The 25,376-nt window shown below is 65.2% G+C and carries 21 protein-coding genes; 11 read left to right on the forward strand and 10 right to left on the reverse strand.

Annotation, left to right across the window (positions count from 1 at the left end; translation table 11 throughout):
* Positions 1–115 (forward strand): helix-turn-helix domain-containing protein (locus ACHWRX_RS02405; RefSeq protein ID WP_394657971.1); only part of this gene is annotated, 115 nt, incomplete at its 5' end.
* Between the two features lie 611 nt (positions 116–726).
* On the opposite strand, the gene ACHWRX_RS02410 is transcribed toward ACHWRX_RS02405, so the two are convergent.
* Both ACHWRX_RS02410 and ACHWRX_RS02415 read right to left on the reverse strand, forming a co-directional pair.
* Entirely contained in the window at positions 727–3,510 is a 2,784-nt protein-coding gene (locus ACHWRX_RS02410) for a TonB-dependent receptor domain-containing protein (RefSeq protein ID WP_394657957.1), read from the reverse strand.
* Between the two features lie 79 nt (positions 3,511–3,589).
* Positions 3,590–5,191 carry a hypothetical protein gene (locus ACHWRX_RS02415; RefSeq protein WP_394657958.1) on the reverse strand — a complete coding sequence of 534 codons (1,602 nt, stop codon included), beginning with the start codon at positions 5,189–5,191 and terminating at the stop codon, positions 3,590–3,592.
* A 290-nt stretch (positions 5,192–5,481) separates the two neighbouring features.
* Between ACHWRX_RS02415 and ACHWRX_RS02420 the strand changes: the two genes are divergently transcribed.
* The 8 genes from ACHWRX_RS02420 (at position 5,482) to ACHWRX_RS02455 (ending at position 13,338) form a co-directional block, all read left to right on the forward strand.
* Positions 5,482–5,838, forward strand: coding sequence for a hypothetical protein (locus tag ACHWRX_RS02420; RefSeq protein WP_343055819.1), 357 nt, complete (start codon positions 5,482–5,484; stop codon positions 5,836–5,838).
* A gap of 187 nt (positions 5,839–6,025) precedes the next feature.
* Entirely contained in the window at positions 6,026–6,361 is a 336-nt protein-coding gene (locus tag ACHWRX_RS02425; RefSeq protein ID WP_394657972.1) for a TrbC/VirB2 family protein, read from the forward strand.
* Positions 6,361–6,654: a type IV secretion system protein VirB3 gene (locus ACHWRX_RS02430; protein WP_058736888.1), complete on the forward strand. Its 294-nt coding sequence runs from the start codon at positions 6,361–6,363 to the stop codon at positions 6,652–6,654. Before ACHWRX_RS02425 ends, ACHWRX_RS02430 begins: the two co-directional genes overlap by 1 nt.
* A 16-nt stretch (positions 6,655–6,670) precedes the next feature.
* Entirely contained in the window at positions 6,671–9,100 is a 2,430-nt protein-coding gene (locus ACHWRX_RS02435; RefSeq protein ID WP_394657959.1) for a VirB4 family type IV secretion/conjugal transfer ATPase, read from the forward strand.
* A 1-nt stretch (position 9,101) separates the two neighbouring features.
* The gene (locus ACHWRX_RS02440; protein ID WP_183616574.1) at positions 9,102–10,337 is read left to right on the forward strand and encodes a type IV secretion system protein; all 1,236 of its coding nucleotides are present in this window, start codon (positions 9,102–9,104) and stop codon (positions 10,335–10,337) included.
* Positions 10,334–11,185: a TrbG/VirB9 family P-type conjugative transfer protein gene (locus tag ACHWRX_RS02445; protein ID WP_058736885.1), complete on the forward strand. Its 852-nt coding sequence runs from the start codon at positions 10,334–10,336 to the stop codon at positions 11,183–11,185. The genes ACHWRX_RS02440 and ACHWRX_RS02445 overlap by 4 nt, the downstream gene beginning before the upstream one ends.
* Before the next feature lie 3 nt (positions 11,186–11,188).
* A complete protein-coding gene (locus ACHWRX_RS02450) occupies positions 11,189–12,283 on the forward strand; it encodes a TrbI/VirB10 family protein (RefSeq protein ID WP_394657960.1) in 1,095 nt (364 codons plus the stop codon).
* 5 nt (positions 12,284–12,288) lie between these two features.
* On the forward strand, positions 12,289–13,338 hold the full coding sequence (locus ACHWRX_RS02455) for an ATPase, T2SS/T4P/T4SS family (protein WP_394657973.1): 1,050 nt from the start codon (positions 12,289–12,291) through the stop codon (positions 13,336–13,338).
* 21 nt (positions 13,339–13,359) lie between these two features.
* On the opposite strand, the gene ACHWRX_RS02460 is transcribed toward ACHWRX_RS02455, so the two are convergent.
* The 8 genes from ACHWRX_RS02460 to ACHWRX_RS02495 all read right to left on the reverse strand — a co-directional run bounded on the left by ACHWRX_RS02460 (position 13,360) and on the right by ACHWRX_RS02495 (position 23,803).
* Positions 13,360–14,841, reverse strand: a complete 1,482-nt coding sequence (locus ACHWRX_RS02460) for a Ppx/GppA family phosphatase (RefSeq protein ID WP_394657961.1) — start codon at positions 14,839–14,841, stop codon at positions 13,360–13,362.
* 46 nt (positions 14,842–14,887) lie between these two features.
* The gene (locus ACHWRX_RS02465; protein ID WP_394657974.1) at positions 14,888–17,044 is read right to left on the reverse strand and encodes an RNA degradosome polyphosphate kinase; all 2,157 of its coding nucleotides are present in this window, start codon (positions 17,042–17,044) and stop codon (positions 14,888–14,890) included.
* A 177-nt stretch (positions 17,045–17,221) separates the two neighbouring features.
* Positions 17,222–19,420, reverse strand: coding sequence for an aldehyde oxidoreductase molybdenum-binding subunit PaoC (gene paoC / locus ACHWRX_RS02470; RefSeq protein ID WP_394657975.1), 2,199 nt, complete (start codon positions 19,418–19,420; stop codon positions 17,222–17,224).
* Positions 19,420–20,367 (reverse strand): FAD binding domain-containing protein, encoded by a 948-nt coding sequence (locus ACHWRX_RS02475; protein ID WP_394657962.1) that lies wholly within the window; start codon positions 20,365–20,367, stop codon positions 19,420–19,422. The genes paoC and ACHWRX_RS02475 overlap by 1 nt, the downstream gene beginning before the upstream one ends.
* On the reverse strand, positions 20,364–21,008 hold the full coding sequence (gene paoA, locus ACHWRX_RS02480; protein WP_394657963.1) for an aldehyde dehydrogenase iron-sulfur subunit PaoA: 645 nt from the start codon (positions 21,006–21,008) through the stop codon (positions 20,364–20,366). Before paoA ends, ACHWRX_RS02475 begins: the two co-directional genes overlap by 4 nt.
* Before the next feature lie 156 nt (positions 21,009–21,164).
* Positions 21,165–22,268, reverse strand: a complete 1,104-nt coding sequence (locus ACHWRX_RS02485) for a branched-chain amino acid aminotransferase (RefSeq protein WP_394657964.1) — start codon at positions 22,266–22,268, stop codon at positions 21,165–21,167.
* 77 nt (positions 22,269–22,345) lie between these two features.
* Entirely contained in the window at positions 22,346–22,894 is a 549-nt protein-coding gene (locus ACHWRX_RS02490; protein WP_394657965.1) for an AAA family ATPase, read from the reverse strand.
* Positions 22,895–23,308: 414 nt separating this feature from the next.
* A complete protein-coding gene (locus tag ACHWRX_RS02495; RefSeq protein ID WP_394657966.1) occupies positions 23,309–23,803 on the reverse strand; it encodes a hypothetical protein in 495 nt (164 codons plus the stop codon).
* A gap of 109 nt (positions 23,804–23,912) precedes the next feature.
* Between ACHWRX_RS02495 and ACHWRX_RS02500 the strand changes: the two genes are divergently transcribed.
* Both ACHWRX_RS02500 and ACHWRX_RS02505 read left to right on the forward strand, forming a co-directional pair.
* A complete protein-coding gene (locus ACHWRX_RS02500) occupies positions 23,913–24,707 on the forward strand; it encodes a TlyA family RNA methyltransferase (protein WP_394657976.1) in 795 nt (264 codons plus the stop codon).
* Positions 24,708–24,789: 82 nt separating this feature from the next.
* Complete coding sequence (locus tag ACHWRX_RS02505; RefSeq protein WP_394657967.1) at positions 24,790–25,344, forward strand: TspO/MBR family protein; 555 nt, start codon at positions 24,790–24,792, stop codon at positions 25,342–25,344.
* The last annotated feature ends 32 nt before the right edge of the window (positions 25,345–25,376 follow it).

Raw genomic sequence — 25,376 nt, forward strand, 5'->3', positions numbered from 1 at the left:
CGAGCGCACGGTCGACGTGTGGATCGGCCGATTGCGGCGCGCGCTGAAGGCGGCGGGCGCGGGCAATCCGCTGCGCACCGTGCGCTCGCTGGGGTATGTCTTCGACGAGATCTGAGCCGCGCAAGGGTGGGCTGGGTTCCGTTTGTAGAGCTGTATCGAGATACCTAACGGCAGCGCCTGCGTGTTTCGACTCCGATCGATACGAGCAGGTCAGGGGCCGTGCAACTTTTCTTGACATTGCGAACCATATCGGTTATACACCTCACCCGTCGGATCGATCGGAAGATTGACCGACACGGCGGGTGCGGGTGAACGAAGGCCTCGTTCTACACTTCCCGCGCCAAGCGGCCGGTGCTCAAGACGGGCGCCTGCACCGCGATGCAAGACTATAACCCGCCGGCACTAGCGCCGGAAATGGGGCCAGCGGGCTTTTGCGAGCTTTTCCCGTCGGTCGTCTTGCACATTGAAAGCCGAGCGTGTGGTCCTGCTTTCGCGTTCCCCCACTCGCCGGTCGCACAATGGAATGCCGAGCCAAGCCTGTCGCGCCAGGCCAGCGCCGGCCGCAACGTCCGCCGTCTGCTTGATATCCCCAGGCGTTATCCCGCGCTCGCCAGCGGGCGATCCATCGTGTCCGGTCCAAAAAAAGAGACCCGATCGCGCGAGGCGATCGGGTCTGCAGGTGCTGTTTGAAGGCGCGGGGATCGGCCTTCAGGGTGAACCTGATTTCTAGAACGTGATGCCCGCCGAAAGCGCGAACACACGCCCCACGTCGTAGGAGTTGATCTGGATGCGGTTGGTGCCGTTGTCCTGATACTCCTGGTGGCGCGTGCGCAGCAGGTTGCGGGCCTCGAACTTCAGCTCGACTTCCTTGCCGGCGACCTGGACGCCTTCGCGCAGGACCACGTCCAGCTGGACGCCCGGCTTTTCGATCACGTCGGGCAGCGGCTCGGTGCCGTTGAGGCCACGGCTGACCACGCGGTTGCTGGCGAAGCTGAGCAGGATCGTCTGCTGTGACAGGCGCTCGGTGTTCTCAAGCCCCAGCTGCAGATTGACCAGGTGGTCCGACTGCCCGGTCAACGGTGCACCGTTGCGGAAGAAGTCGGTCGCCGAAGTTGCCGCCGCCTGCGGATAGATGGCGACGGAATCCGCCGCGTTCACCTTCAGCTTGGAGTGCGAATAGGTATAGTTCGCGATCACCACACCGCGGCGGTTGCCGAACCAGCCGCCTTCGGCTCCCAGGTCGAAGTACTTTTGCAGCTCCAGTTCGGCGCCGTAGAGCTGGGCCTCCGGCGCGTTGGCGTAGCTGGTCACCAGATCGTCGGCGAGGACGAAGACGTAGCTTTCGATCGGGTTCTTGATCTTCTTATAGAAGCCCGAAACCGAAAGGCGCTGGTCGGTGGCGAAGTACCACTCGACACGGGCCTCGCCGTTGTACAGCTGGCTGTCGGTCAGCAGCGGGTTGCCCAGGTACTGGCGGTTGCTGTCCGGATCGAAGAACGGTTGATAGATCAGCTCGCGGAATTGCGGGCGGGCGATCGTCTTCGAGGCGCTGAGGCGCACCTGCACATCGGGCTCGACTTGATACGTCAACGTCGCGGCGGGCAGCCAGTACTGCTTGCGCAGCGCCGGCGAATCCGGAAGCGCGGTGGGCGTTGCGTAAACCTGCACCGCCTCCACCGACTGGCGCGCCTTTTCGAAGCGCACGCCGGCATCCAGGCTAAGGTCGTCCGTCACCTGCCAGTTCACCTTGGCGTAACCGGCATAGTTGCGCAGCTTTGCGCGGAACGCCGGGCTGCCCGTGTCGGTTTCGATCAGGTTGATGCCACCGACCGGCGTCGCCAGCGGACGGCCCGCGCTGTCGGTCGTCACGCCGTTGATCAGGCCGGGCGAGAGCAGCAGATCAGGCCGCAGCACGGCGGCGGCGGCGGGGAAGTTGTTCGAAGCGCGGAAGGTGAACTCACGCCGCGAACTGGTGCGCGCGGTATCGCTATAGACGCCGCCCACGGTGGCGGTCAGTTCCGGTGTCACCTTGTAAGAGATGTCGATCCCGCCGGACCACAGGTTCTCGTTCAGGTCCGAGAAGGCGACTTGCGCTTCGCCGCTGTTGCCGTTGAGGTTGTTGACGAAGAAGTTGCCGAACGGGTCGGACGCCACGTTGGTGCGCACATATTCGAAGCCGAATTCGTAAGGCGCTTCACGCTGCGAATTGGCGTAGCCACCGCGCAGGTCGATCGACAGTTCAGAAGTCGGCTTCAGCTCGGCCACGAACTGAGTGTCGATCAGCTGGCGTTCGTACCAGGCGGTGTCCTGCTGGTTGTAGTCCGCGGTGACGCTGTTGACGAAGCGTTTGCCCAGGCCAAGCCGCGTCTGCTTCACCGTGTCGCGGATGTAGAGGTTGGTCCAGCGGATCTTGTTGTTGCCGAATTCCGCCCCCAATCCGATCAGGCCGTTGGCGATGATGTGGTTGTCGGTGTTGACGCGGCGGAAGTCGGTGTTGAGCGACAAGTCCGAGCTGTTGGTGGTCTGCTGCGTGACTTCGCGGTTCTGCCACTTGTTGCTGAACCCGGCAGCCGCGATCACGCCGATGCGGCCATCGCCGATATCGAATGACGTGCCGCCCGTCAGCGAGACGGAATAGCCCGGCGGCAAGTCACGCACCCGCTGTGCGGTCGCCTTGCTGAAACGCACCAGATCGCTGCCGATGGTGCGGCCCAGGGCCTGGTCGGAGTTCACCAGCGCGCCGCTCTTGAAGTAGTCCTTCAGCGAATTGGGCAGGTCGCGGCTGCCATTGTCGAAACCGGTCCAGTCGGACTTGGAGCCGTAATAGCTGTACCCGGTCTGCCCGGTGGTTTCGGTATCGACGTTGCCGCCGCCCGAGATCGTCAGGAACGGCTCTTCGGGAACGGCCTTGGTGGTGAGGTTGATCACACCGCCGCCGAACTCGCCCGGGTAGTTCACCGAGTAGCTCTTCTGAACGAGCGACGAGGCGATCACCCCGGTGGGGAAGATATCCAGCGGCACCACGCGGCGCAGCGGCTCGGGGCTGGGAAGGGGGGACCCGTTCAGCAGCGCTAGCGAATAGCGATCGCCCAGGCCGCGCACATAGACCAGGCCGTTGCCCACGACCGAGAGGCCGGTGACACGGCCCAGGGCGCCGGCGATGTCGCCTTCGCCGGTCCGCGCGATCTCTTCGGCGGACAGGACGGAGATGACCTGGTTGGATGCCTTCACGACATTGCGTGAGCGGCGTCCGGTCACAACGATGTCACCACCCGGAACCGAGATTTCGGGGCCAGCCTGTTCGGCGTCGGCAGCGGCGGTGTTGCCCTCACCAGCGTCACCCTGATCCACGCCGTCCACCGGCGCGTCCGTGGTGGGCTTGCCCAGATCCGGGCCGCTGGGCGGCTGCTGCGGCCCCGAACTCGGGTCGCTTTGGGCCCAGGCCAGCGAAGGCGATACGAGCGCGGAGGTAACGATAAGTGCCCCCACCAGTCGCGACGTCAGTGACATCGACTTTTCCCCTAGATGCAAATGCAAGGACGGGGGCAGCCACGATGGCCGCCCCCGCTTTGAGTCAGGCGGTCCCGGCTCAGGTCGTGGGCAAGGAGGTACAATTGCCCGAGTTGCCGGTGCCGAAGTTGGCGAACGTGCTGTTGCAGGTCCAACCGGCGTACCAGGTGTCCGAAGCGTTGCGCACCGCGCCGATCCACGTCGTCGTGTCGAAGAACGCGGAGATCGTCTTCGGATCGGTGGCCTGCACGCCCGTCTCGTTGGTGCCGTTGGTGTAGCCGTTCAGCGTGCTGGTGAAGCCGTCGTTATTATTACGGCCAGTCACGTTGAAGAAGCCCGATACCTGCGAGGCGGAGTACGCGCCGGTGCCGATGAACTTCGTGGCGTTGCAGGTCATCACCACCGAGTAGGCATTGAGCGTTGCGGGCGTGGAACCCGAGCCGTTCATGCGGATGCACTCGTTGTTGGGCGTGGCGATGATGCCGTTGATCAGCGTCGTGTCAGAGTTGCCACGGAAAAGGCTGGCGGCCTGATCGTTGCTCTCGTTGTTGCTGCTGGTCTGCTTCTGGATCGCGGTGAAGTTCGCCACGTTCAGCTTGGTGCGCGGGGTGTCACCCTCGTTGCCGTTCGAGTCGATCTCGAACAAGGCGTCACCCAGGCCATCGCGCTGGATCATCAACGCGTACTGCACGTTCATCTGCGCGCCGGTGTCGACGTCGAGGCTATCATCGTCAGCGCCGATCGAGACATAGTACTTCATGTTCGGGCTGCCACCGAACCACTCGGTGCCATCGTCGGAACTGTTGAAGCTCATGATGTGGTCCAGCGTGGTGCCGGTGCCTACGCCTTCGCCGGTCAGCGATTGCAGCTCGATGTTGTTGCTCAGGATGAAGCCCGAGTAACGGATCTGGACGTAGCTCATGCGGCCGGCGCTATAGGCGTTGTCGGTGCCGCCAAAGCGTGCCGGGTTGGTCGAACCCTCGGTCTGGCGCTCGCAATTGCCCGAAGCGGTGGTGCCGGTGGTGCAATCGGTCACTGGAGCGCGGCCCATCAGGACGACGCCGCCCCACAGACCTTGCGAAGTGTCGGTGGTCTGGCCCAGCAGGTTGTCGCGGCTGGTGAAGATGATCGGCTGCGAAGCGGTGCCCACGGCGTTGATCTTGTTGCCGCGGTTCACGCCCAGCCAGGTGGCGCCGGGAGCCGCGATCACGATCACGCCGGGATCGATCGTCAGCGTGACGTTGGTGTCGGCCGTCAGGTTGGCCGAGGGGCAACCGACGGTCGAGGTGGCGAAGGGCGAACCGCTGGTAGGCGCGGTGAAGCCGCCATCACAGCCGACATCGACGCGGCCATCAAGCTGGTAGACCAGACCGGCCTGCTTGGTCAGCGTGATCGAACGATCGATCACGGCGGGGATCGTGCAGACGCGGTAGCTGCCGGTCGGACCCGAAAGAACGCCTGCGTCCTTCAGCTGCGTGGAGGCCGAGATGCCGGGGCAGCCCGAAGCAGCGACGACGCCGGTCGGCGTCGGCGTCGGGGTGGGCGAGGCGGAAGGCGTCGGGGCAGGATTGTTGACGACGACGTTGCCGCCGGTGCCGGGCGCAGCGATGTCGCTAGGGCCGCAGCCGGCGAGGGCGAGCGCGCTGCAGCCAACCAGCAGCAGGCCTGAAACTTTCTTCACGGTGTATCCCCCTTGGTGGACGAACACGGGGCGATTCCGCCGCCGCTGGAACGGCGTGTTAGGCGCGGGAAATGACGTTTTGTTGGCGGTGAGATGACACTTTTGTGTAAGTTGCTGACAATCGCATGACAGCGGCGTGATGACCGCTCAAACTCCCGTTCGAATCCCGCGGTTGTGGTCACGATCACAGGTCGATTGCAGTTTTATGACACTTGCGTCATTTTGTTGATGAGAGCCCAGGAAAGGCAGAAGCTGGCTCCGTCACAAAGAAAACGAACGGGAGACTTGCCATGTCACTGACCGCCATCATCATCTCCGCCGCACTGGCCCAAGGCGCGCCGGCCGCGATTGAAGCCGGCATGTCGGACGTTGCTTATGCTGAATTGTCGGCCGGGCAATCGGACGCTGCGGTGCGCAAGCTGGAGGGCGAGGCGAATACTTCGGATCCGGCGCTGCTGATCAATCTGGGCACGGCTTATGCGCGCCAGGGTTCGACCGATAAGGCGCTGGCCGCATTCCGCGCCGCGATTTCCAGCCCGGACCGTTATGACCTGGAACTGTCTGACGGCAGTTGGATGGATTCGCGCGAAGCCGCTCGCGCTGCCCTGGCAAAGCTGCAGCGCACCAGCGCCCAGGCCGCCCGCTGAATCGCTTGGCGCTGTATCTCGCTCGGGGCAGGTGCCCCGGGCGGAGGCATCATGCTTTGCGCGACGTGAGCGAACGCGGTTAAGTTTAGCGCGCCGCTACCCCTACGTATTTCAGTCACAGAGTTGTCATCATAAACGCGGTATCTGCGCATCCATGGAGGGCGCGGTGATTCGATACTCGCACATGATGACGCAGAAATTTTCCCGATGCGGCAAGGGTTTGGCGGCGGTTCTTGCCGCGCTCATCCCAACGCTGGCGCAGGCGCAAACCGTAGCTGTGCGCGATCCTGCAGGCAGTGGCCCGATCGTTGCGGCGCTGGGCTGGATGCAGGGCACGCTTCTTGGTAATGTGGCAACCGCGGTGGCCGTGATGGCCGTGGCTGCGGTGGGCTTCATGATGCTGACAGGCCGGATGAACTGGCGTTTCGGGGCGACCGTGATCATCGGTTGCTTCGTGCTGTTCGGCGCGGGCGCGATCGTTTCCGGCATCCAGGGCGCCGCGATGGGGCCGGGAGCCGGCTGATGGCGGCCCAAGGCTCTCTGGCCCGCTACACCGTTCATCGCGCGCTGACCCGGCCGCAGATGTTCGCGGGCGTGACCTACAGCTACTTCATCATAAACGCTGCGGTGACCACGGAAGTGTTCCTGATCACCAAGAGCTTCTGGGCGCTGCCCGCCGCCCTCGCCATGCACGGCGTCGGCTATATCGCCTGCCTGCGCGAGCCGCGGGTGTTCGACTTGTGGATCGCCAAAGTCAGCAAGTGCCCGCGCGTGCCCAACTGGGCGCGCTGGGGCTGCAACAGCTACGCGCCGTAAGGCGGGGGAATTACCGATGGCAAAGCCGAAACTTCCGCAGATCAAGACCCAGCTTTCGGGTTGGGGCAAGAAGGAAGCCATGGTGGGCGATCGTCTGCCCTACTTGGCGCTGGTGGACGAAAACGTCGTGCTGCTGCGCGATGGTTCGGTGATGCTGTCGCTGATGGTGCCCGGCTTTGCGTTCGAAACCGCGGACACCGATGAACTGAACGCCCACGCCGCCACGCGCGAAGTGCTGCTGCGCTCATCGCTGGATGCGCGCTTCGTGCTGTATCATCACGTGATCCGCCGCCGGGTGGAAATCGAGCTGGAAAGCCAGTTTTCCGATCCGCTGACCGCGCATATCGATGCGCGCTGGCGTGAGCGGACCAGTTCTGGGGCGCTGTTCGTCAACGACCAATTCGTGACGCTGGTGCGCCGTCCCGCGCGCGGCAAGGCGGGCTGGGCCGACAAGCTCTCGCGCATGATGAAGCGCTCCGGCGCTGGTCCAGTCGAGGCCGATGTCGCCGATGTCCGGGCGCTGCGTGCCGCGGCCAGCGCGATGACGGCTTCGCTGGGCGCGTACGGGGCCAGGCTGCTGGGCGATTATGACAGCCCCGCCGGTCGCTGCTCGGAAGTCTTGGAACTGCTCAGCGCGCTCTACAACGGTGAGATGCGGCCCGTGCGTCGTCCCGCCAATGAGGCGGACATCGGCCACATGCTGCCCTATCGCCGCGTCAACTTCGGCATGGATGCGCTGGAATTGCGCGGGGCAAACGGCGTCAGCTTCGGCTCGCTGGTCAGCTTGAAGGATTATCCGGACTCCACCGCCCCCGGCCTTACCGATCCGCTGCTGCGCCTGCCGTGCGAGATGGTGCTGACGGAAACCTACGCCCCGTCCGACCGCCAGATCGCTCGCGAGCGTATCGACCTTGCCATCCGCCGCCTCAAGTCCGCAGACGAGGAAGCCATGGCCGAGCGGCGCGAGATGTCGAGCGCCCGCGATGCGCTGGGCACGGGTGCGGTGGGTTTTGGCGATCATCACTTGTCGGTGCTGGTGCGCGCGCCCAACCTCGATGTGCTGGACGAGGCGACCGCGTTGTGCGCCGCCGCACTGGCCGATGCCGGAGCCGTCGCCGTGCGTGAGGACGTCAACCTGGAACCCGCGTTCTGGGGGCAGATGCCGGGCAACGAGGGCTTCCTAGTGCGCCGTGCGCTGATCTCCAGCGCCAACATGGCCTGCTTTGGCTCTCTGCATGGTTTCGCCATGGGTCAGGCCAGCGGCAACCACTGGGGCGAGGCGGTGACGCTGCTTGCCACCACCAGCCAGACACCGTTCTTCTTCAACTTCCACCAGGGTGACCTGGGCAATTTCACCGTGATCGGCCCCTCGGGCTCGGGCAAGACGGTGGTGATGAACTTTCTGGCGGCGCAAGCGCAGAAGTACGATCCGCGCACCATCCTGTTCGACAAGGATCGCGGCGCGGAGGTATTCATTCGCGGCATCGGCGGCACTTACAGCCGCATCGCCTCGGGCCATCCGACCGGCTTCAACCCGCTGTCGCTGCCCGATACCGCCACCAACCGCGCTTTCCTGCGTGATTGGCTGGGCGTGCTGCTGGAGGCGCGCGGGCCGGAGGAGCTCAGCACCATCGCCGGCGCCGTCGACGCGGCGTATCACAACGATCCCTCGCTGCGGCGCTTGTCGCACTTCCGCGAATTGCTGGCCGGTTCGCGCCGTCCCGAGCCTGGTGACCTGGCCTCGCGCCTGGATGCCTGGCTGGTCGGCGGGGAGCATGGCTGGCTGTTCGACAATGCGACCGACCGCCTCGATCTGTCTGCCAAGAAGCTGGGCTTCGACATGACCGCGCTGCTGGAAAGCCCGCGCCTGCGCACGCCGACGATGATGTACCTGTTCCACCGGATCGAGGAACGTCTTGACGGGGAACCGACGATGATCCTGATCGACGAGGGTTGGAAAGCGCTCGACGACGAGGTATTCGCCGCCCGCATCCGCGACTGGTTGAAGACGCTGCGCAAGCGCAACGCGCTGGTGGGCTTCGCCACCCAGTCCGCGCGCGATGCGCTGGACAGCCGGATCGCGACGGCGCTGGTCGAACAGACCGTGACGATGCTGTTCATGCCCAACGCCCGCGCCCGGGCCGAGGACTATTGCGACGGCTTTGGCCTGTCAGAGCATGAGTTGGACGTGATCCGCACGCTGCCCGCGCATTCGCGCTGCTTCCTGATCCGTCAGTCGGACGCCTCCGTGGTGGTCCGCCTCGACCTTTCTGGCATGCCGGAAGTGCTGAGCGTCCTTTCGGGCCGTGAAAGCACCGTGCGCAAGCTGGATGCCTTGCGTGAGCGCTATGGTGACGCGCCGGAGAACTGGTACCCGCTGCTGACCGGCATGGAATGGCCGGCGGACGGCGATGAGCCCGCGCTCTGGACCGAGGCGGCCGAGTAAAATGGCCAGCTCCTGCGACCAACTGACCGAAGTCGCCTCGGCGGGTGTCGGCCCGGCGTTGCGGGCGGTGGACTGCATGGCGGGCGAGATGACCGCCGCCACTTTCGGCCGCCTGTTCGGCGCCAGCGGGGCGATGGCTCCGGTGCTGACGATCCTGCTGACGCTCTACATCGCCTTCTTCGCCTTTTCGCTGCTGACCGGGCGATCCAGCCTGGGCATTTCGGCGCTGACGCCGCGGATGTTGACGCTGGGCCTGGTGCTGACGTTCGCCACCAGCTGGATCGCCTATCAGGGCGTGATGTGGAACCTGGCAGTCGCCGGGCCGGACTGGATTGCCTCGGTCCTCACCGGATCGAGCGGATCGGCTACGCAGATCTTCGGCGATCGCATCGACCTGGTGTTCGGGGCAATCACCGAAACCGCCGGGCACGGGCAGGGTAGCGCAGCGGCTCAGGCTGGTGCTCAGGCTGCCGCCACCGCAGGCGCCTCAGGTCTGTTCACGCCCGAAAGCGTGATGTGGATGGGCGGCTTGTTGCTGATGCTGGGTACCGTGGGCGTGCTGCTGACGGCGCGCATCGCGCTGGCGCTGCTGATGGCGCTGGGCCCGATTTTCGTGGTGATGGCGCTGTTCTCCGGAACGCGTGGGCTGACTGCGGGCTGGCTGCGCGGCGTTGCGTTGACGGCGCTAACTCCGTTGTTCGTCGTGCTGGGTGGCAGCATCACTCTGGAGCTGCTGGTGCCGGTGGTGCGCGCGCTGTCTTCCAACCTAGTCGATATCGACGGACGGGCGGCAATGGCGCTGTTCCTGGTCGCGGCGGTGCACTGCGCGCTGATGACGATGATGCTGAAGGTGGCGGGCACGATCGCTTCGGGCTGGCAGGTCTTCGGACTTGGCCGCAGCGAGCGGGAAGACCGCGCCGAAAGCCGCGCGATTGCCGCGATGTCAGTTCCGGCGATGCAATCCGCGGGCACCTCGATCGCCCAGACGTCTTCGCCACGCCGCGCCGCATTGGCTGCTGCCGTCGGTAACCCGGTAGAGATGCAGCAACAGACGGGGGAGGGTGGCCGCTCGGGCGAGAGACGCACCGTCATCACGCAAGTGAGTGGCGGCGGGCTCGAACCGATAGGGGGCGGCGCATCCGCCTCACGCGCGAAGGGCATCGGCAGTCGCTTTCGCGCTTCGAACGATACCGCACGCGGCAACACGGCCCGTCCGGCAAAGGAGATGATACGATGATCCGCGGCCTGCTTCTTGCCGCCCCGCTGGCCCTCGCCGCTGCCTTGGCGCAGCCCGCCATGGCCGACGAGCGTCTGGTCCAGCATCCCTATGCGCCCAACGAAGTGGTTCGGATCGATGGCCGCCCCGGCGTCCAGGCCACGATCACGTTCGGCGAAGGCGAGGCGATCGAGAATGTTGCCGTGGGCGATAGCGCATCGTGGCAGATCACGCCCAACAAGCGCGCCGACGTGCTGTTCGTAAAGCCGCTGGAGGCCGCCGCGCGTACCAACATGACGGTCGTCACCGATCGCCACACCTACTTCTTCGATCTGGTCGCCTCGCCCAAGGCCAAGCCGGTCTATCTGCTGCGCTTCACTTACAAGGACGCGCCCAAGAAGGCGGAGCCGATGGTGGCCGCACTGACACCTGCCGAGCAATCGGTGCTGGGCGGCACGGTGGAGACGCCGGTCGATCCCGCCGCGCTGAACTTCGCGTTCCGCACCAAGGGCGATGCCCGCATCCTGCCCGCCCGCATGTATGACGATGGCAACGCCACCTATCTGCTGTGGGGCGAAAAGGCCGAAGTGCCCGCGATCCTGATCCAGAACGCCAAGGGAGAAGTGGGGCCGGTCAACTACTCGGTGCGCGGTCGCACGATCGTGGTGGAGGACGTGCCGCACGTCATCCTGCTGCGCTCCGGCAAGTCGCAGGCGACGATCGAGAACCAGCGTCCCGCCGCCCCTGCAGCGGGCACGCCATCCGCCGCGCCGAATGCCGGAGCCGCAACGCCGCCCGCCAGCCTTGCGCCCGCGTCCGCCGTGGTGGCCGCTGCCACCCCCGCTGCCTCGCCGATCCGGGAGAACTGATCCATGGCTCCGAACTCCGCCCTGCGTGAGCGCTTCAACAAAGACGACGCCCGCGATCCACGCGAAAGCGGTGGCGCGCAGGTTATCGACCTGGCCACCCGCAACGTCCTGCCCACCGTCAGCCAGCGCAAGAAGGGCGATGGCCTGGGTCTTGCCGCCGGTGTCGCGATCGTGGCGCTGCTGGGCGGTGTGACCTTGTGGTCGATGGACGCGGCGCGCAACGCCAAGCCGGAAGAAACCGTCGCCGCGCCCGTCGCCACAGCCCCCGTCGTCCCTGCCGCCGCGATCACGCCCGTGCCGCAGCCGACGATCGTTTCGCCCGGCGTAGCCCCGGCACCGCTGGCCGCTCCGGCTCCGCAGGCTGTCCTGTCCGCGCAACCGGGCGTGATGAGCAGTCCGCAGGGCAACCCGGCGGCCAGCCCGACCGTGGTCTTCGACGCGGCAGGCGCGCCGGCACAGGCCGGTGCCGATGGCAAGATCGACTTTAAGGGCGGCACCGCCAACGACGAATTCGCCTCCCGCCTCGGCGCGATGGGCGGGGGCAGCGCGTCCGCCAAGCGCAGCTTCGATCCCGCCACCACGGTGACGCAGGGCACGCTGATCCCGGCAGTGCTGGAAACCGCGATCGACACCGATGTGCCGGGTTTTGTGCGCGCGATCGTCAGCACCGAGGTGAAGAGCTTCGACGGGCGGACCGTGCTGGTCCCACGCTCGTCGCGCCTGATCGGCCAGTACAAGAGCGGCCTCTCCGCAGGGCAAAAGCGCGCCTATGTCATCTGGACGCGTTTGATCCGGCCCGATGGCGTATCGGTCGATCTCGGCTCCCCCGCGATCGCGTTCGGGGGTGAGACGGGCCTGGCGGGCAAGGTCAACAGCCACTTCTTCGAGCGGTTCGGCTCGGCGATGCTGCTTTCGGTGCTGGGCGGCTTGCCCAACCTGATCGGCAGCAACTCGTCGGTCGTCGTCGGCGGCGGCAGCACGGCTGCGTCCACCGCCGTGCAGCAGGGCGGGCAGGTCGGTCCTACCGTCCGGGTGCGGCAGGGCGAACCGATCCGCGTCTTCACCGCCAAGGATCTGGACTTTTCGAAGGTCAAGTGATCAGCATGGTCGCCGATGTCCACACTCTGCCCGCCCGCGCGTCCCTCGATATCAGGAGCGCCGAAGCCGTGACCTCTGCCGGTACGTCGTCGCGCAGCGTCTATCTTGACGCCTACCTCGCGCCGCTTCGCCCCTGGCTGGAGCGTGAGACGGTGACGGAAATCCTGGTCAATCGGCCGGGTGAGATCTGGGTGGAGGACGCGGCGGCAGGCGGCATGAGTCGGATCGAGCTGCCGGCGATGGACAACCAGTTGCTCCAGCGCCTGGCTGAGCAGGTCGCCCGGATCAGCCACCAGGGCATCAACCGCGAACACCCGCTGCTGTCCGCCACCTTGCCCGCGATTTCCGGGCAGACCGGAGCGCGTATCCAACTGGTCGGCCCACCGGCCACCCGCAGCAACTGGGCCATGGCGATTCGTCGGCACCGTCTGCTGGAGCTGCCGCTGGACGCCTACGATCGCGGGCCGATCTCGCTGCCGCCCGAAACGCCTGCGCCCGACCCGTTGGCGCAGCCGATCGCCTTCCTGCGCGATGCCATTCGCCGCCGCCGCACGATCCTGATCTCGGGCGGTACGTCCACCGGCAAGACCACCTTCCTCAACGCGATGCTGACCGAAATTCCTGAGCATGAGCGGGTGGTGCTGGTGGAGGATACCGCCGAGCTGCGCCTGCCCGGTGCCAATGGCGTCGGGCTGATCGCGGTGAAGGGGGAACTGGGCGAAGCCAAGGTTTCGGCCAACGATCTGCTGCAGGCCGCGCTGCGCCTGCGCCCCGATCGTATCGTGCTAGGAGAGTTGCGCGGTACCGAGACGGTTAGCTTTCTGCGGGCGATCAACACCGGCCACCCAGGCTCGTTCTCCACCGTTCACGCCAATTCGCCGCGCGGCGCGCTGGAGCAGATCGCGCTGATGAGCATGCAGACCGGCATCGGCCTTACTCGCAGCGAGACGCTGGAATATGCCGCTAGCGTGATCGACATCGTCGTCCAGCTTGACCGGCAGGACGGCAAACGCGGCATCTCCACTATCGCGGAGAGCCGCGCCCTCGTCGGTTAGTTGTCTCAACTAGGCACGCGATCAGGCGGGGACCGGGTTGGCGACTTCGCCCTCCATGCCCAGCCATTCCGCCAAGTGGCGCAAGTCCTTGGCGCCGGAGTTGTTGAACAGGGCTTGGACCGGCTCATCCAGCGAAAGCACCAGCTTCCCATCGGCCCGGCGCAGGGCCGTCTGGCGGAGCGCTTTCTCGGCGCATCCGGTCAGGCGGCGGCAGAGCCGGGTGGCAAGGCCCCAACCCACGGCAGTGCGCAAGTCGTCCGGGCCGGCAAGCCGCGCGAAAGTCGCGGGAACGTCGGTCAGGCCGGAATTGGCGAAAACGGTCATCGCCATCATCGCCCGGCCCCGAGCGTTCAGGCCTACCCAGCGCTTGCGCAGCGCCCAGGTCATGGCTTCTTCCGCCCGCAAGTTGGGTTCGGTGCGCATCGCCGCGAGCGCGAGCATGGTAGAGGCTAGGCGCAAGTCCTCATCCTCGGGCGCGGCCCGGCAGACATCGCGCGTCCAGTCCGCGATCTTGATGGCATGTGCGGGATCGACGGCGGCGGAACGCGCGAAGCCCGCGACGCCGGCTAGCATCGGGTTCTGCCGGCGCGTGGCCTCGTCCAGGCGGGCAAATACCAGGCCTTCGCGCAGGCCCCACGACGAAAATATGATCCGCGAGGGCGTGATCCGCTCCACCAACTGGCCCAGCAGCGCCGCCGCATCGGGCAGGCTGGCAAGGCGCGACGTGGAAATGCGCGGATCGGCCTTTTCAGGCTTGCTCTTCTCAAACTGGCGACAGATCCGCAGGGCGACATCGGGCATCAGTTCAAAATCGTGCGGATCGTCCAACGGCCAATCGAGATCGTGCATCGCCTGCAACGCCAGCGCCCGCCAGGAACCGCCGACGATATAGAGCGGGTGGCCGGTCACTGCGGAAAAGTCAGCCTTGGCCAGTCCATCGCGCACGAGACCGGCAAAGCGCACCGCACCGCCCGCGCGCAGTTCCGGCAGGCGCAAGGTGCCGAAAGGTAGGGTTATCCCGCCAGGCCGGACATCGCCGTCAATGGCGACCAGTTCTAGGCTACCACCGCCCAGATCGCCGACGATACCCTTCGCACCGGGAAACGCGGCGATCACGCCCGTGGCGCTGGCGCGTGCTTCCTCTTCGCCGGTCAGCAGCCGTGGGGAAAGGCCCAGGCGGCGCACGGCTTCCAGGAAGTCCGGACCGTTCGCGGCATCGCGACTGGCGGCAGTGGCCACGCAATCGACATCGTCGATGCCCAGCATTTCCAGCATGGCGGAAAAGCGGGCCAGCGCGGCCAGCGCGGTCTGCATCGACTTGGCAGACAGCAGCCCGTTCTTGCCCAGATCCTTGCCGAGCTTCGCGCTGACCTTTTCGTTCAGGATCACCACGGGCGCGCGAAGTGGACCGTTATAGACCACAAGCCGCACCGTGTTGGAGCCGATATCGATGATCGCGCGCTTGACGCTCGCGTTTTCGCCCAGTGGGCTTGTGCCGGTCATGATCGTTTTAGCGTTTCGTCTCAGCCCCGGTTCCGGAGCCTCGCTATCATATGTTGCCGCGCCGAAGCGACAGCTTCGGCACCTTTCGTCCACTGGCAAGTGAAGCGCCACGCCCGGAAATCGAAGGATTGGTCATGAAGTAGCTGTGCAGGTTGAACGCCTCGTCCTCATCCTCTCCCTCCTTGGCGCGATGATAGTCGCCATCCGCCTCCAGGAACCAGCTTTGTTCGGTGTCCAGCAGATTGGCGAGCATGACTTGGCCCAGCACCTGATCGTGGACCGTCTTGTTGCGCAGCGGCAGCAGCAGTTCCACGCGGCGATCGAGGTTGCGGCTCATGCCGTCGGCTGAGGTGATAAAGACCCGCGCCTTGCGACTGGGCAGTTCGCTGCCGTTGGCGAAGGCCCAGATTCGGGCGTGTTCCAGGAAGCGACCGATGATCGATTTGACCGTGATATTCTCACTCAGCCCTTCGATCCCCGGGCGCAGGCAGCAGATGCCGCGGATGACCAGAAGAATTTCAACGCCCGCGCTGCTGGCGACGTAGAGTCGGTCGATCAGATCGGGATCGGTCAGAGAATTCATCTTGGCCCAGATCGTCGCGGGCTTGCCGGCCTGCGCGTTGGCGATCTCCGCATCGATGCACTGGTACAGCGTGGGCCGCAGGCTGATGGGTGAGATCGATAGCAGCTCGGTGTGCTTGGGCTCGATATAGCCGGTGATGAAATTGAACAGCTTGCCCACGTCACGGCCCGCCTCGGGCGCGGCGGTGAAGTACGACAAGTCGGTGTAGATGCGCGCCGTCACCGGGTGATAGTTGCCGGTGCCGAAGTGGCAGTAAGTGCGATAGCCATCGCCTTCGCGGCGCACCACCATCGAAACCTTGGCGTGGGTCTTCCAGTCGACGAAACCATAGATCACCTGCACGCCGGCGCGTTCGAGCTGGCTGGCCCAGAGCAGGTTCTGCTCCTCATCGAAGCGGGCCTTCAGCTCGACCACGGCGGTGACGGACTTGCCCGCCTCGGCCGCAGCGATCAGCGCGGCGATGATCGCGGACTGTTTGCCCGCACGATAAAGCGTCTGCTTGATCGCGATCACATCAGGATCACGCGCGGCTTGCTTCAGGAAATCGATCACCACTTCGAAGCTTTCGAAGGGATGCTGGATGACGATGCCCTTTTCGCGGATCGCGGCAAAGCAATCGCCGTCATGCTCCAGGATACGCTCCGGGTAACGCGGCGAATATGGCTCGAACTTCAGCTCAGGCCGGTCTTCTTCGACGATGCCGGAAAGGCCAGCCATGCCGATCAGCCCGCCGGTCTTGATGATCAGCGCCTTGTCTAGACCCAGCTGCGCCCGCAGCAGTTCTTCGGCGGCGGGATTGAACCGACCCTGCAGCTGCAGGACGATGACCATGCCACGTCGCCGCCGCTGGATCGCGGTGCGGTAATATCGAACCAGATCCTCGGCATCTTCCTCGATCTCTATGTCGCTGTCACGCAGAACGCGGAACACGCCGTGGCCGTTGACCTTGAAGCCCGGGAAAATCTCTTCCGCGTGGCGGCAGATCAGGTCCTCGATCGACATGTAGATCGCATCAGGCCCCGGTATCCGCACGAAGCGGGGCAGGGCCTGGGGGATCAGGATCATCTCCATCACTGCGGTATTGTCCGCGGCGCGGGTGAGCGAGAACATCACGCCGATGCCGGTGTTGGCGACGAAGGGGAAGGGGTGCGCAGGGTCAATCGCCTGTGGGGTGATCACCGGCATGATATGGCCGAGGAAATAGTCCTTCAGCCAGCGATCGTTGGCGGCGCTCACGCGCTCTTCGCCGACGACGCGGATGCCGCATTCGGCCAGCTCGTCCTTCAAGGACCGCCAGATGGCCTGTTGGGTCGCCTCGATTTCGAGGATGCGTTCGTGGACGGCGGACAGCTGCTGCGTGGGCGTCATCCCGTCGATCGAGATCTCATCGATCGAGCGGCGAATCTGGCCGGCCAGCCCGGCGACGCGCACCGTCATGAATTCGTCGAGGTTGCTGCCCGAGATGGACAGGAAGCGCAGCCGCTCCAGCAGCGGATAATGCGGGTTCTCCGCCTCGGCCAAGACGCGCTGGTTGAAGGTAAGCCAGCTCAGTTCGCGGTTGAAGAACCGCGCCGGGGACTGCGTGATATCGGGCTCAGAGGCGGGGGTGATGGCGGCCATGGTGGCAACCGGGTTCGACGTTTCGCGCGCTTCGAGCATGGGTTTCCGTATCAGCCAGACGTCAGCAGGTTATCGAATATCAAACATGGCTCGTCAAAGCGCGCAACCTCTTGTCATAAAATGCCTGGCGGCGAGTAGCGCGCGGCGGCCGGATCGAAAGACCGCCGCGCTGCTGAATCAGGCGATGGCCGGCAGTTTGTCCAGATGCTTGTCCAGCGTGATCGGATATTCGCGCACGCGCACGCCGGTGGCATTATACACCGCGTTGGCGATCGCGGCGGCGGACCCGCAGATGCCCAGTTCGCCCACGCCCTTCGCCTTCATCGGCGAAACCTTGTCGTCCACCTCGTCGAGGAAGACCACTTCCTGATGCGGGATGTCGGCGTGGACGGGCACTTCGTATCCGGCCAGATCGTGGTTGATGAACAGGCCAAAGCGCTTGTCCACCGCCAGCTCCTCCATGAGCGCCGCGCCGACGCCCATCGTCATCGCGCCGATCACCTGGCTGCGGGCGGTCTGCGGGTTGAGGATGCGGCCTGCCGCACACACGGCCAGCATCCGCCGCACCCGCACTTCGCCGGTGTAGGCATCCACAGCCACTTCGGCAAAGTGCGCGCCGAAGGTGGACTGCTGATACTTCTTGCTGATCTCACCCCATTCCATGCCGTCCTCGACGACGATCTCACCCCCCTTGGCAGCATCGGCCAGTGCGAAAGACTGGTTGCCGCTGCGGACTTGGCCATCGGCAAAATCGATGTTGGCGGGATCGAGGCCGAGGCGCTGAGCGATGGTGCCGCGCAGCTTCTCGCACGCGGCATAGACGCCGGAGGTTGAGCTGTTCGCGCCCCACTGGCCGCCCGAGCCTGCCGAAACGGGAAAGCTGGAATCGCCCAGCTTCACCGCGACTCGATCGAGCGGAAGGCCCAGCATTTCCGCCGCCGTCTGGGCGATGATCGTGTAGCTGCCGGTGCCGATATCGGTCATGTCGGTTTCAACCGTCACCTTGCCGTCGGTGCCCAGGAGCACGCGGGCGGAGGACTTCTGGTTCATGTTGTTGCGGAACGCGGAGGCCACGCCATAGCCGACCAGCCACTGGCCATCGCGGCGAGAGGCCGGCGTCGTGGGCCGATCATTCCAGCCAAAGCGCTGCGCGCCTTCTTGCAGGCACTTCACCAGGCTGCGCTGCGAGAACGCCTGTTCGGGCTTTTCGGGGTTCACCTGTGTGTCGTTGACGATGCGCAGTTGCACCGGGTCCATCCCCAGCTTCTCCGCCAATTCGTCCATCGCGGCTTCCAAGGCCATCATGCCGCTGGCTTCGCCGGGCGCGCGCATGGCGTTGGATTCCGGCAGATTGAGGATGGCAAGCCGCGTCTGCGTCATCCGGTTGGCCCCGGCGTAAAGCAGTTTCGTCTGCGCCACAGCCGCGTCCGCTTCACCGGACGGCAGATCGCCCGACCATGCTTCGTGACCGATGGCAACCAGCTTGCCCTTGCGATCCGCGCCCAGGCGCAGTCGCTGGATCGTGGCGGGGCGATGCGTGGCGTTGTTCATTATCAAGGGGCGCTGCAGCGAGACCTTGACCGGACGGCCGCCCAGCGCCTTGCTGGCGAGCGAGGCTGCGATGGCATCGGCGCGCAGGAACAGCTTTCCGCCGAAACCGCCGCCGATATAGGGCGAAATCAGCCGGACCTTTTCGGGCGGTATAGCCAGCGTCTTGGCTAAGTCCTGCTTGCCCCAGTTGATCATCTGGTTCGATGTCCACAGAGTCAGCGCATCGCCCTGCCAGGCGGCGATGGTGGCATGAGGCTCCATCATCGCGTGGCTTTCGTCCGGCGTGGTATAGGTGACATCGACCTGAACCGGCGCCTTGCCGAACGCCGCGTCGAAATCGCCGAACTTGCTGTCCTTGGTGCCTTGATCGGGCTGGGCGGAGCCTTTGCCGGCGGCCAGATCGAACTGGCCGTCCGTTCGTTCATATCGGGCGTCGATCAGGGCGGCGGCGTGCCGCGCCTGCTCGAAGCTCTCGGCCACCACGATGGCGACGGCTTGGTGATAATGCTCCACCTCGCCATCGGCCAGCAACTTGGCCGTATTGCGGCTGCCCTTGCCGGGTAGCTTGGTGTCCGCCGCCGTCAGCACCTTGAGCACGCCGGGGGCGCTCTTGGCGCGGGCCGTGTCGATCGAGGCGATGCGGCCCTTGGCGATCGCCGCGCCCAGCACCCAGGCGTAGGCGGGCTTGGCGGGCAGGTCCCACTGCTCATAGGCGTAAGTCGCGAGGCCCGAAGTCTTGAGCGGACCATCGATGCGCGGCGTTGCGCGCCCGATGACGGTGCCCTTGTCGATCGGGTTCTGGCCTGCGGGTTGTTCGAATTTCATCATGCCTTGGCCTCCGCCAGCGCCGCGGCGATCGTGCGCTCTACCAGGGGAATCTTGAACGCGTTGTCCGGACGGGTCTTGGCTCCGGCCAGGAGCTGCCCGGCGGCGGCCTTGGCGCCATTGACCAGCCCGGCGTCCGCCGCTGCAACCCGCCAGGGCTTATGGGCAACGCCGCCCACCGCTATGGCGCCGCTGCCGTCCTCCTGCACCACGGCCGCGACCGAGATGAGGGCGAAGGCATAAGACGCCCGGTCCCGAACCTTGCGATAGATATGACGGCCACCGACAGGCGCGGGCAGGGTGACGGCGGTGATGAACTCACCCGGCACCAGCGCCGTTTCCACCTGCGGGGTGTCACCGGGCAGGCGATGGAAATCGGCGATCGGGATGGAGCGTTTCGCGCCCTTGGGATCGATCGTCTCCACTTGCGCATCCAGCACCCGCATGGCGACGGCCATGTCGCTGGGGTGAGTGGCGATGCACGCGTCGCTGGTGCCGATGACCGCCAGTTGCCGCGAATAGCCGCCCAGCGCGCCACAGCCCGAACCCGGCTTGCGCTTGTTGCACGGCAGATTGGTATCGTAGAAATAGGGGCAGCGGGTGCGCTGAAGCAGGTTGCCCGCCGTGGTCGCCTTGTTGCGCAATTGTCCGGAGGCACCGGCCAGCAGCGCGCGGGACAGCACGCCGTAATCCTTGCGCACGCGCTGGTCTGCGGCGAGATCGGTGTTGAGAACCAATGCCCCGATCCTGAGACCGCCGTCCGCTTCCTCGATCTTGTCGAGGCCCAGATCATTAACGTCGATCAGGTGCGTGGGCGTTTCGATCTGCAGCTTCATCAGATCGAGGAGGTTGGTGCCGCCAGCGATGAACTTGGCCCCCGGCTTGGCTGCGGCCTTTGCGGCAGCCTCATGCGGTGACTTGGCGCGCTCGTAAGTAAAGGGCTTCATGCCTTGATCCCCGCGACTTCGGCCATGGCCTCCGCGATGTTGGAATAAGCGCCGCAGCGGCAGATGTTGCCGCTCATCCGCTCGCGCATCTCCTCGACCGAGATGGGCGGCCCGGCGGCGATGTCCTGGGTGACGTGACTGGGGACACCGGCGCGGATTTCCTCCAGCACCGAGACGGCGGAGCAGATCTGGCCCGGCGTGCAATAGCCGCACTGATAGCCGTCATGCTTGACGAATGCCGCCTGCATCGGGTGCAGATTATCAGGCGAGCCCAGGCCCTCGATCGTGGTGACTTCATCGCCCTCATGCATCACCGCCAGGCTCAGGCATGAGTTGATCCGCCTGCCGTTGACGATCACGGTGCAGGCGCCGCACTGGCCATGGTCGCAGCCCTTCTTGCTACCGGTCAGGTGTAGGTGCTCGCGCAGCGCGTCCAGCAGGGTGGTGCGGGTATCTAGCTCCAGGTTCTGGCCCTTGCCATTCACCTTGAAGGAGACTTTCGCGCGGGGCGGGGCAGCCTCAGCCAGCGGCGCGGCTGTGGCGGCGCCGATCGCGCCCCCGCTGGAGGCGATGGCGGCGCCGGCAGCGCTTGTCTTGAGCACGTCGCGACGCGACGCGTGGGGTAGGCTGGAATGATTCATCCGGGTGCGACCTTCGGGTGATGCAGGATCAAGCGTCCAGTGTCGTAGACGCAACTATCCTGTGTCAACGGTGCAATACCGTCTGCGTTCCCGTTAATCGTCTTGTTCCCCGGTCAATGGCCCTAAAGGTCGCATGACCGGGGGATGGCATTGGCCTTAACCGAGCTTGAGCACCCATTCGTGCGGATCGGGCGCCTCACCGCGCTGGATCGCCACCAGGCGGTTCTTGAGCTTTTGCGTCAACTGGCCCGGTCCGCCTGAGCCGATCGTGAATTCACCCGAGCGCGAGGCGACCTTGCCCACCGGAGTCACGACGGCGGCGGTACCGCATGCGAATACCTCGACCAGCTTGCCGGACTGCGCGTCATCACGCCACTGGTCGATGCTGTAGCGGCCTTCCTGCACGTTCAGCCCTTCGTCGCGCGCCAAAGTCAGCAGACTGTCGCGCGTGATGCCGGGCAGGATCGTGCCAGAGAGACGGGGCGTGAGCAGCGTGCCGTCATCGAACACGAAATAGAGGTTCATGCCCCCCAGTTCCTCAATCCACTTGTTCTCGACCGCATCGAGGAACACGACCTGATCGTGACCTTTCGCGATGGCCTCCGCCTGAGGGACGAGGCTGGCGGCGTAATTGCCGCCGCACTTGGCCGCTCCGGTGCCGCCGGGCGCGGCGCGGGTGTAATCCTCGCTCACCCAGATCGACACGGCCGGCGCGCCCGACTTGAAGTAGTTGCCCGCCGGGCTGGCGATGACGATGTACTTGTATTCCTTGGCCGGCCGCACGCCCAGAAACGCCTCGGAGGCGAACATGAAGGGGCGCAGATAGAGCGAACCACCCTCGACATCGGGCAGCCACTCCCGATCGGCTTCGACCAGGCGACGGACGGATTCGACGAACACCTCTTCAGGCAATGCCGGCATCGCCAGGCGCTCGGCCGACTTGTTGAAGCGGCGGGCGTTTTCGAAGGGGCGGAACAGCGCCACGCTGCCGTCGGGATGGCGATAGGCCTTCAGACCCTCGAAGATCTCCTGCGCGTAATGCAGCACGGCACAGGCCGGATCGAGCGCGATCGGCTGGCGCGGCCCGACCACGGCATCATGCCAGCCTTTTCCTTCCGACCACTCGATCGTCACCATGTGCTCGGAAAAAAGCGTGCCGAAGCCGGGGTTCGCCAATACCACGGCCCGATCCTCGGCGCTGACCGGCGCGGCGAGGGGAAGGGTCGTGAATTGGAGCGCGGGTTCGGCGAGAGTCGCCATGGCGGTGATCCTTGCAGTCTGGATATGATCCTACGTCGCTTGACGAAAATCGCGCGGAAGACAACCCCGATGTGCGTTCAGGCCGTTCGGACGCTGGTTCTCAGCCGATCGAGCAGGAAGTCGGCGCGCTCGTTTACGGGCAATCGGGGGAGCAGGATCGTGTCATAGGAGAGCGCGTGAAAGGCCGCCGTCAGGCGTTGATACTCCGCCTTCGCTTCCTCGAAACCGTGCCGGCGGTCGGCGTCGTGTTCATAGATCTCGGGCCAGGGCGGCGTCAGAAACACCTGCTGGTGGTATCGCGCCTTCGCGCCCAGAGAGTCGTCGAGGGGAATGCCCTTGGCGTCCATCAGCGCGGTGGCCGCGTCCACTTCGCCCCGATCGAAGAAAACCCAGCACCCCTGCGGCGCACGCGTTCGGTCTTGGGAGGCCAGCGCGAGCGCGCGGCGTGCAAATGCGCCAAGATCGATCCATGGCAAGGCGTCGCCGCCGCATGCGGTCTCCTGCGCCACGATCCGGCGGCCCGGTTCCTCGACCATCGCGAAACCGCGTCGTCGCAGTTCGGCCAGGAGCGTGGACTTCCCGCCGCCAGAGCACCCGGACAGCAAGACGTGACGATCAAAGCTCACTGCATTTTCCCGCGCTACTCAGCCCGGCTTCTAGCCAAGTGTCGATGACGAATATGAGAAGGGCCGCACCGATATCTCGGTACGGCCCTTCACATGGTCAGCGGCCGGAAAGTGCCGCCAGCGAAACCTTTATCGCTTACTCTCTAGAATTCAGCGATAATGCCTCGCGACGGAAAAAGCCGACCTCTCTGCTGAACCATGAGACATCGGATCACCTCCTTTCGCGCTGTTGAGCCATAGTCGCCGCGATGACGCGGCTGGGGCCGAAGAACCTTGCCGGATGTCCGTGCGAGCACCCTTCGTCCTTGCTCTATTTGTGGGATATCCCGCAGCGCACAACAAGACTTGTTTTGAAAAATTTTCCCGCCAAGATCAGCGGCTCGCGCAAGTTTTCCACATCCTGATCGTGGCACTTCAGCGGCAATCCTCCACCACACGGCTCACCTCGGTCCAACTCGGCACGTAGAGCGTGGGCAGGCCCGTGGTCTCGATCGCGAACCGGCCTTTGCTGAAGGCCATGGCGTCCAGCAAGTTGTCCCGCGCCGGGATGTCGATTCCCAGGGCGCCGCCTGCCGGAACGGCGGTGAACTGGCGCGTCTGGGTCTGGGTGATGACGCGCAGCACGGTCGCCCCGGAAGGTGCTCCGTCGCCGCGTTCCAAGCGGACCGTGCCGCGAGCGGGGTCGCAGCGCAGAACGAGGCGGCCGCCCGCGAATCGCGCCGTCGACTGCCCGCCCTGCTGCGTCCATTGCCAGTCGCCCGGTGTCGCGGGAAAGTCCGCCCAGCCTTTCGGAGCCGGTACCGCGTTGGAGGCAGGGCGGCTCGGCGCGCCTTGATACGAGGTCTGCGGACGCGCGGCGGTGCTCTGCGGCTGCGCCGGGATGACCCGGCTATCTGCGCAGGAAGCCACGGCGAGTGCGCCACAAACGAGGGTCGCGATGCGAAGCGTGTTTGCCTTCATTCCGGGGGTATGGAATGAGACGGCCCCCGCCACAACCCCGACCGATGCCGCCAAAGCCATGTCCGACCCGCACTCGCCCCGTTCCACCGCCCGTCCCGGTGAAAGACCCGCCAAACCGGCGAAAGTCCGGGTCGATCAGTTGCTGGTCGATCGCGGCCAGGTGGAAAGTCGCACCCGTGCGCAGGCGCTGGTGCTGGCCGGGCTGGTCTTTGCGGGTGAGAGCAAGATCGCCAAGCCCGGCCAGCAGATCGCCGCCGATGTGCCGCTGGAGGTACGTGGGCGTGATCATCCCTGGGTTTCGCGCGGAGGCATCAAGCTGGCCCATGCGATCCAGCACTTCGCCCTCGATCCCCAAGGCGCCATCGCGATGGACATCGGCAGCTCTACCGGAGGGTTCACCGATGTGCTGCTGACGAACGGCGCGGTGCGGGTCTTCGCTGTCGATTCCGGCACCAACCAGCTGGCCTGGAAGCTTCGGCAGGACCCACGCGTCACCGTGCTGGAGCAGACCAGCGCCCGTATCCTGACGTCCGACCTGATCGACGCTGCGTGTGACTGGGTGGTGTGTGACGCCAGCTTCATCGGGCTGGCCAAAGTGCTGGAAGTGCCGCTTCGCCTGGCTGCTCCGAAGTGTACTCTGGTGGCGCTGATAAAGCCGCAGTTCGAAGTCGGCCGGGGAGAAGTGGGCAAGGGCGGCGTAGTTCGCGATGCCGCCCTTCACGAACGGGTTTGTGGCGAAGTGCGCGACTGGCTGGAGCAGGTGGGCTGGACCGTTCGCGGCATCGTCGAGAGCCCGATCACGGGGCCCGAAGGCAATGTCGAGTTCCTGGTATGCGCAAATCGGGACACCTGAGGTTTTCCACGCATTCTTGCGCCGTTGCGATCTTGCCTTAACACCATGGCCAACACTGGCGATTCGCAAGGCACGGCAACGGATGAATTCCCTCGCTTCCACATGGCAGCTTCGTGCCGGCGTGATCCGCTGGGCGCTGGTCTGCGTGCCGGTGGTCCTGTTCCTGGGCATCCTGGCCGGCGCGCTTTCCGGTAGCGGGGCGGACCAGGCCTGGTTCGCGGCGCTGCGCAAGCCTGCGGGCTATCCACCCCCGGCCGCGTTCGGGCTGGTGTGGACCGTGCTTTACATCCTGATGGGCATCGCTCTTGCCATGATCCTTTCCGCCGTGGGCGCGCGGGGACGGCGGACGGCGGTAATCGCGTTCCTGGTGCAACTGGCGATCAACCTGGCATGGTCGCCCTTGTTCTTCGGCGCGCACCAGATGACATGGGCGCTCGTCTGCATCTTGGTGATGGACGTGGCGGTGGTGGCGACGATCGTGCTGTTTGCCCGTATCCGGCCGCTCGCCGCGTGGCTGCTAGTGCCCTATCTGGTGTGGATCTTGTTCGCCACGTACCTCAACTACGCCTTCCTGCGCGACAATCGCGAGATGGATGGCGTGAAGACGTCTGGCGCGATGGAGCGGATCGAGTTTTGATCCCTTGCGAAGGGCCACGTTTCCGCCCATCT

The sequence above is a fragment of the uncultured Novosphingobium sp. genome (assembly GCF_964277725.1).
GTDB classification, from domain to species: Bacteria; Pseudomonadota; Alphaproteobacteria; order Sphingomonadales; family Sphingomonadaceae; genus Novosphingobium; species Novosphingobium fluoreni.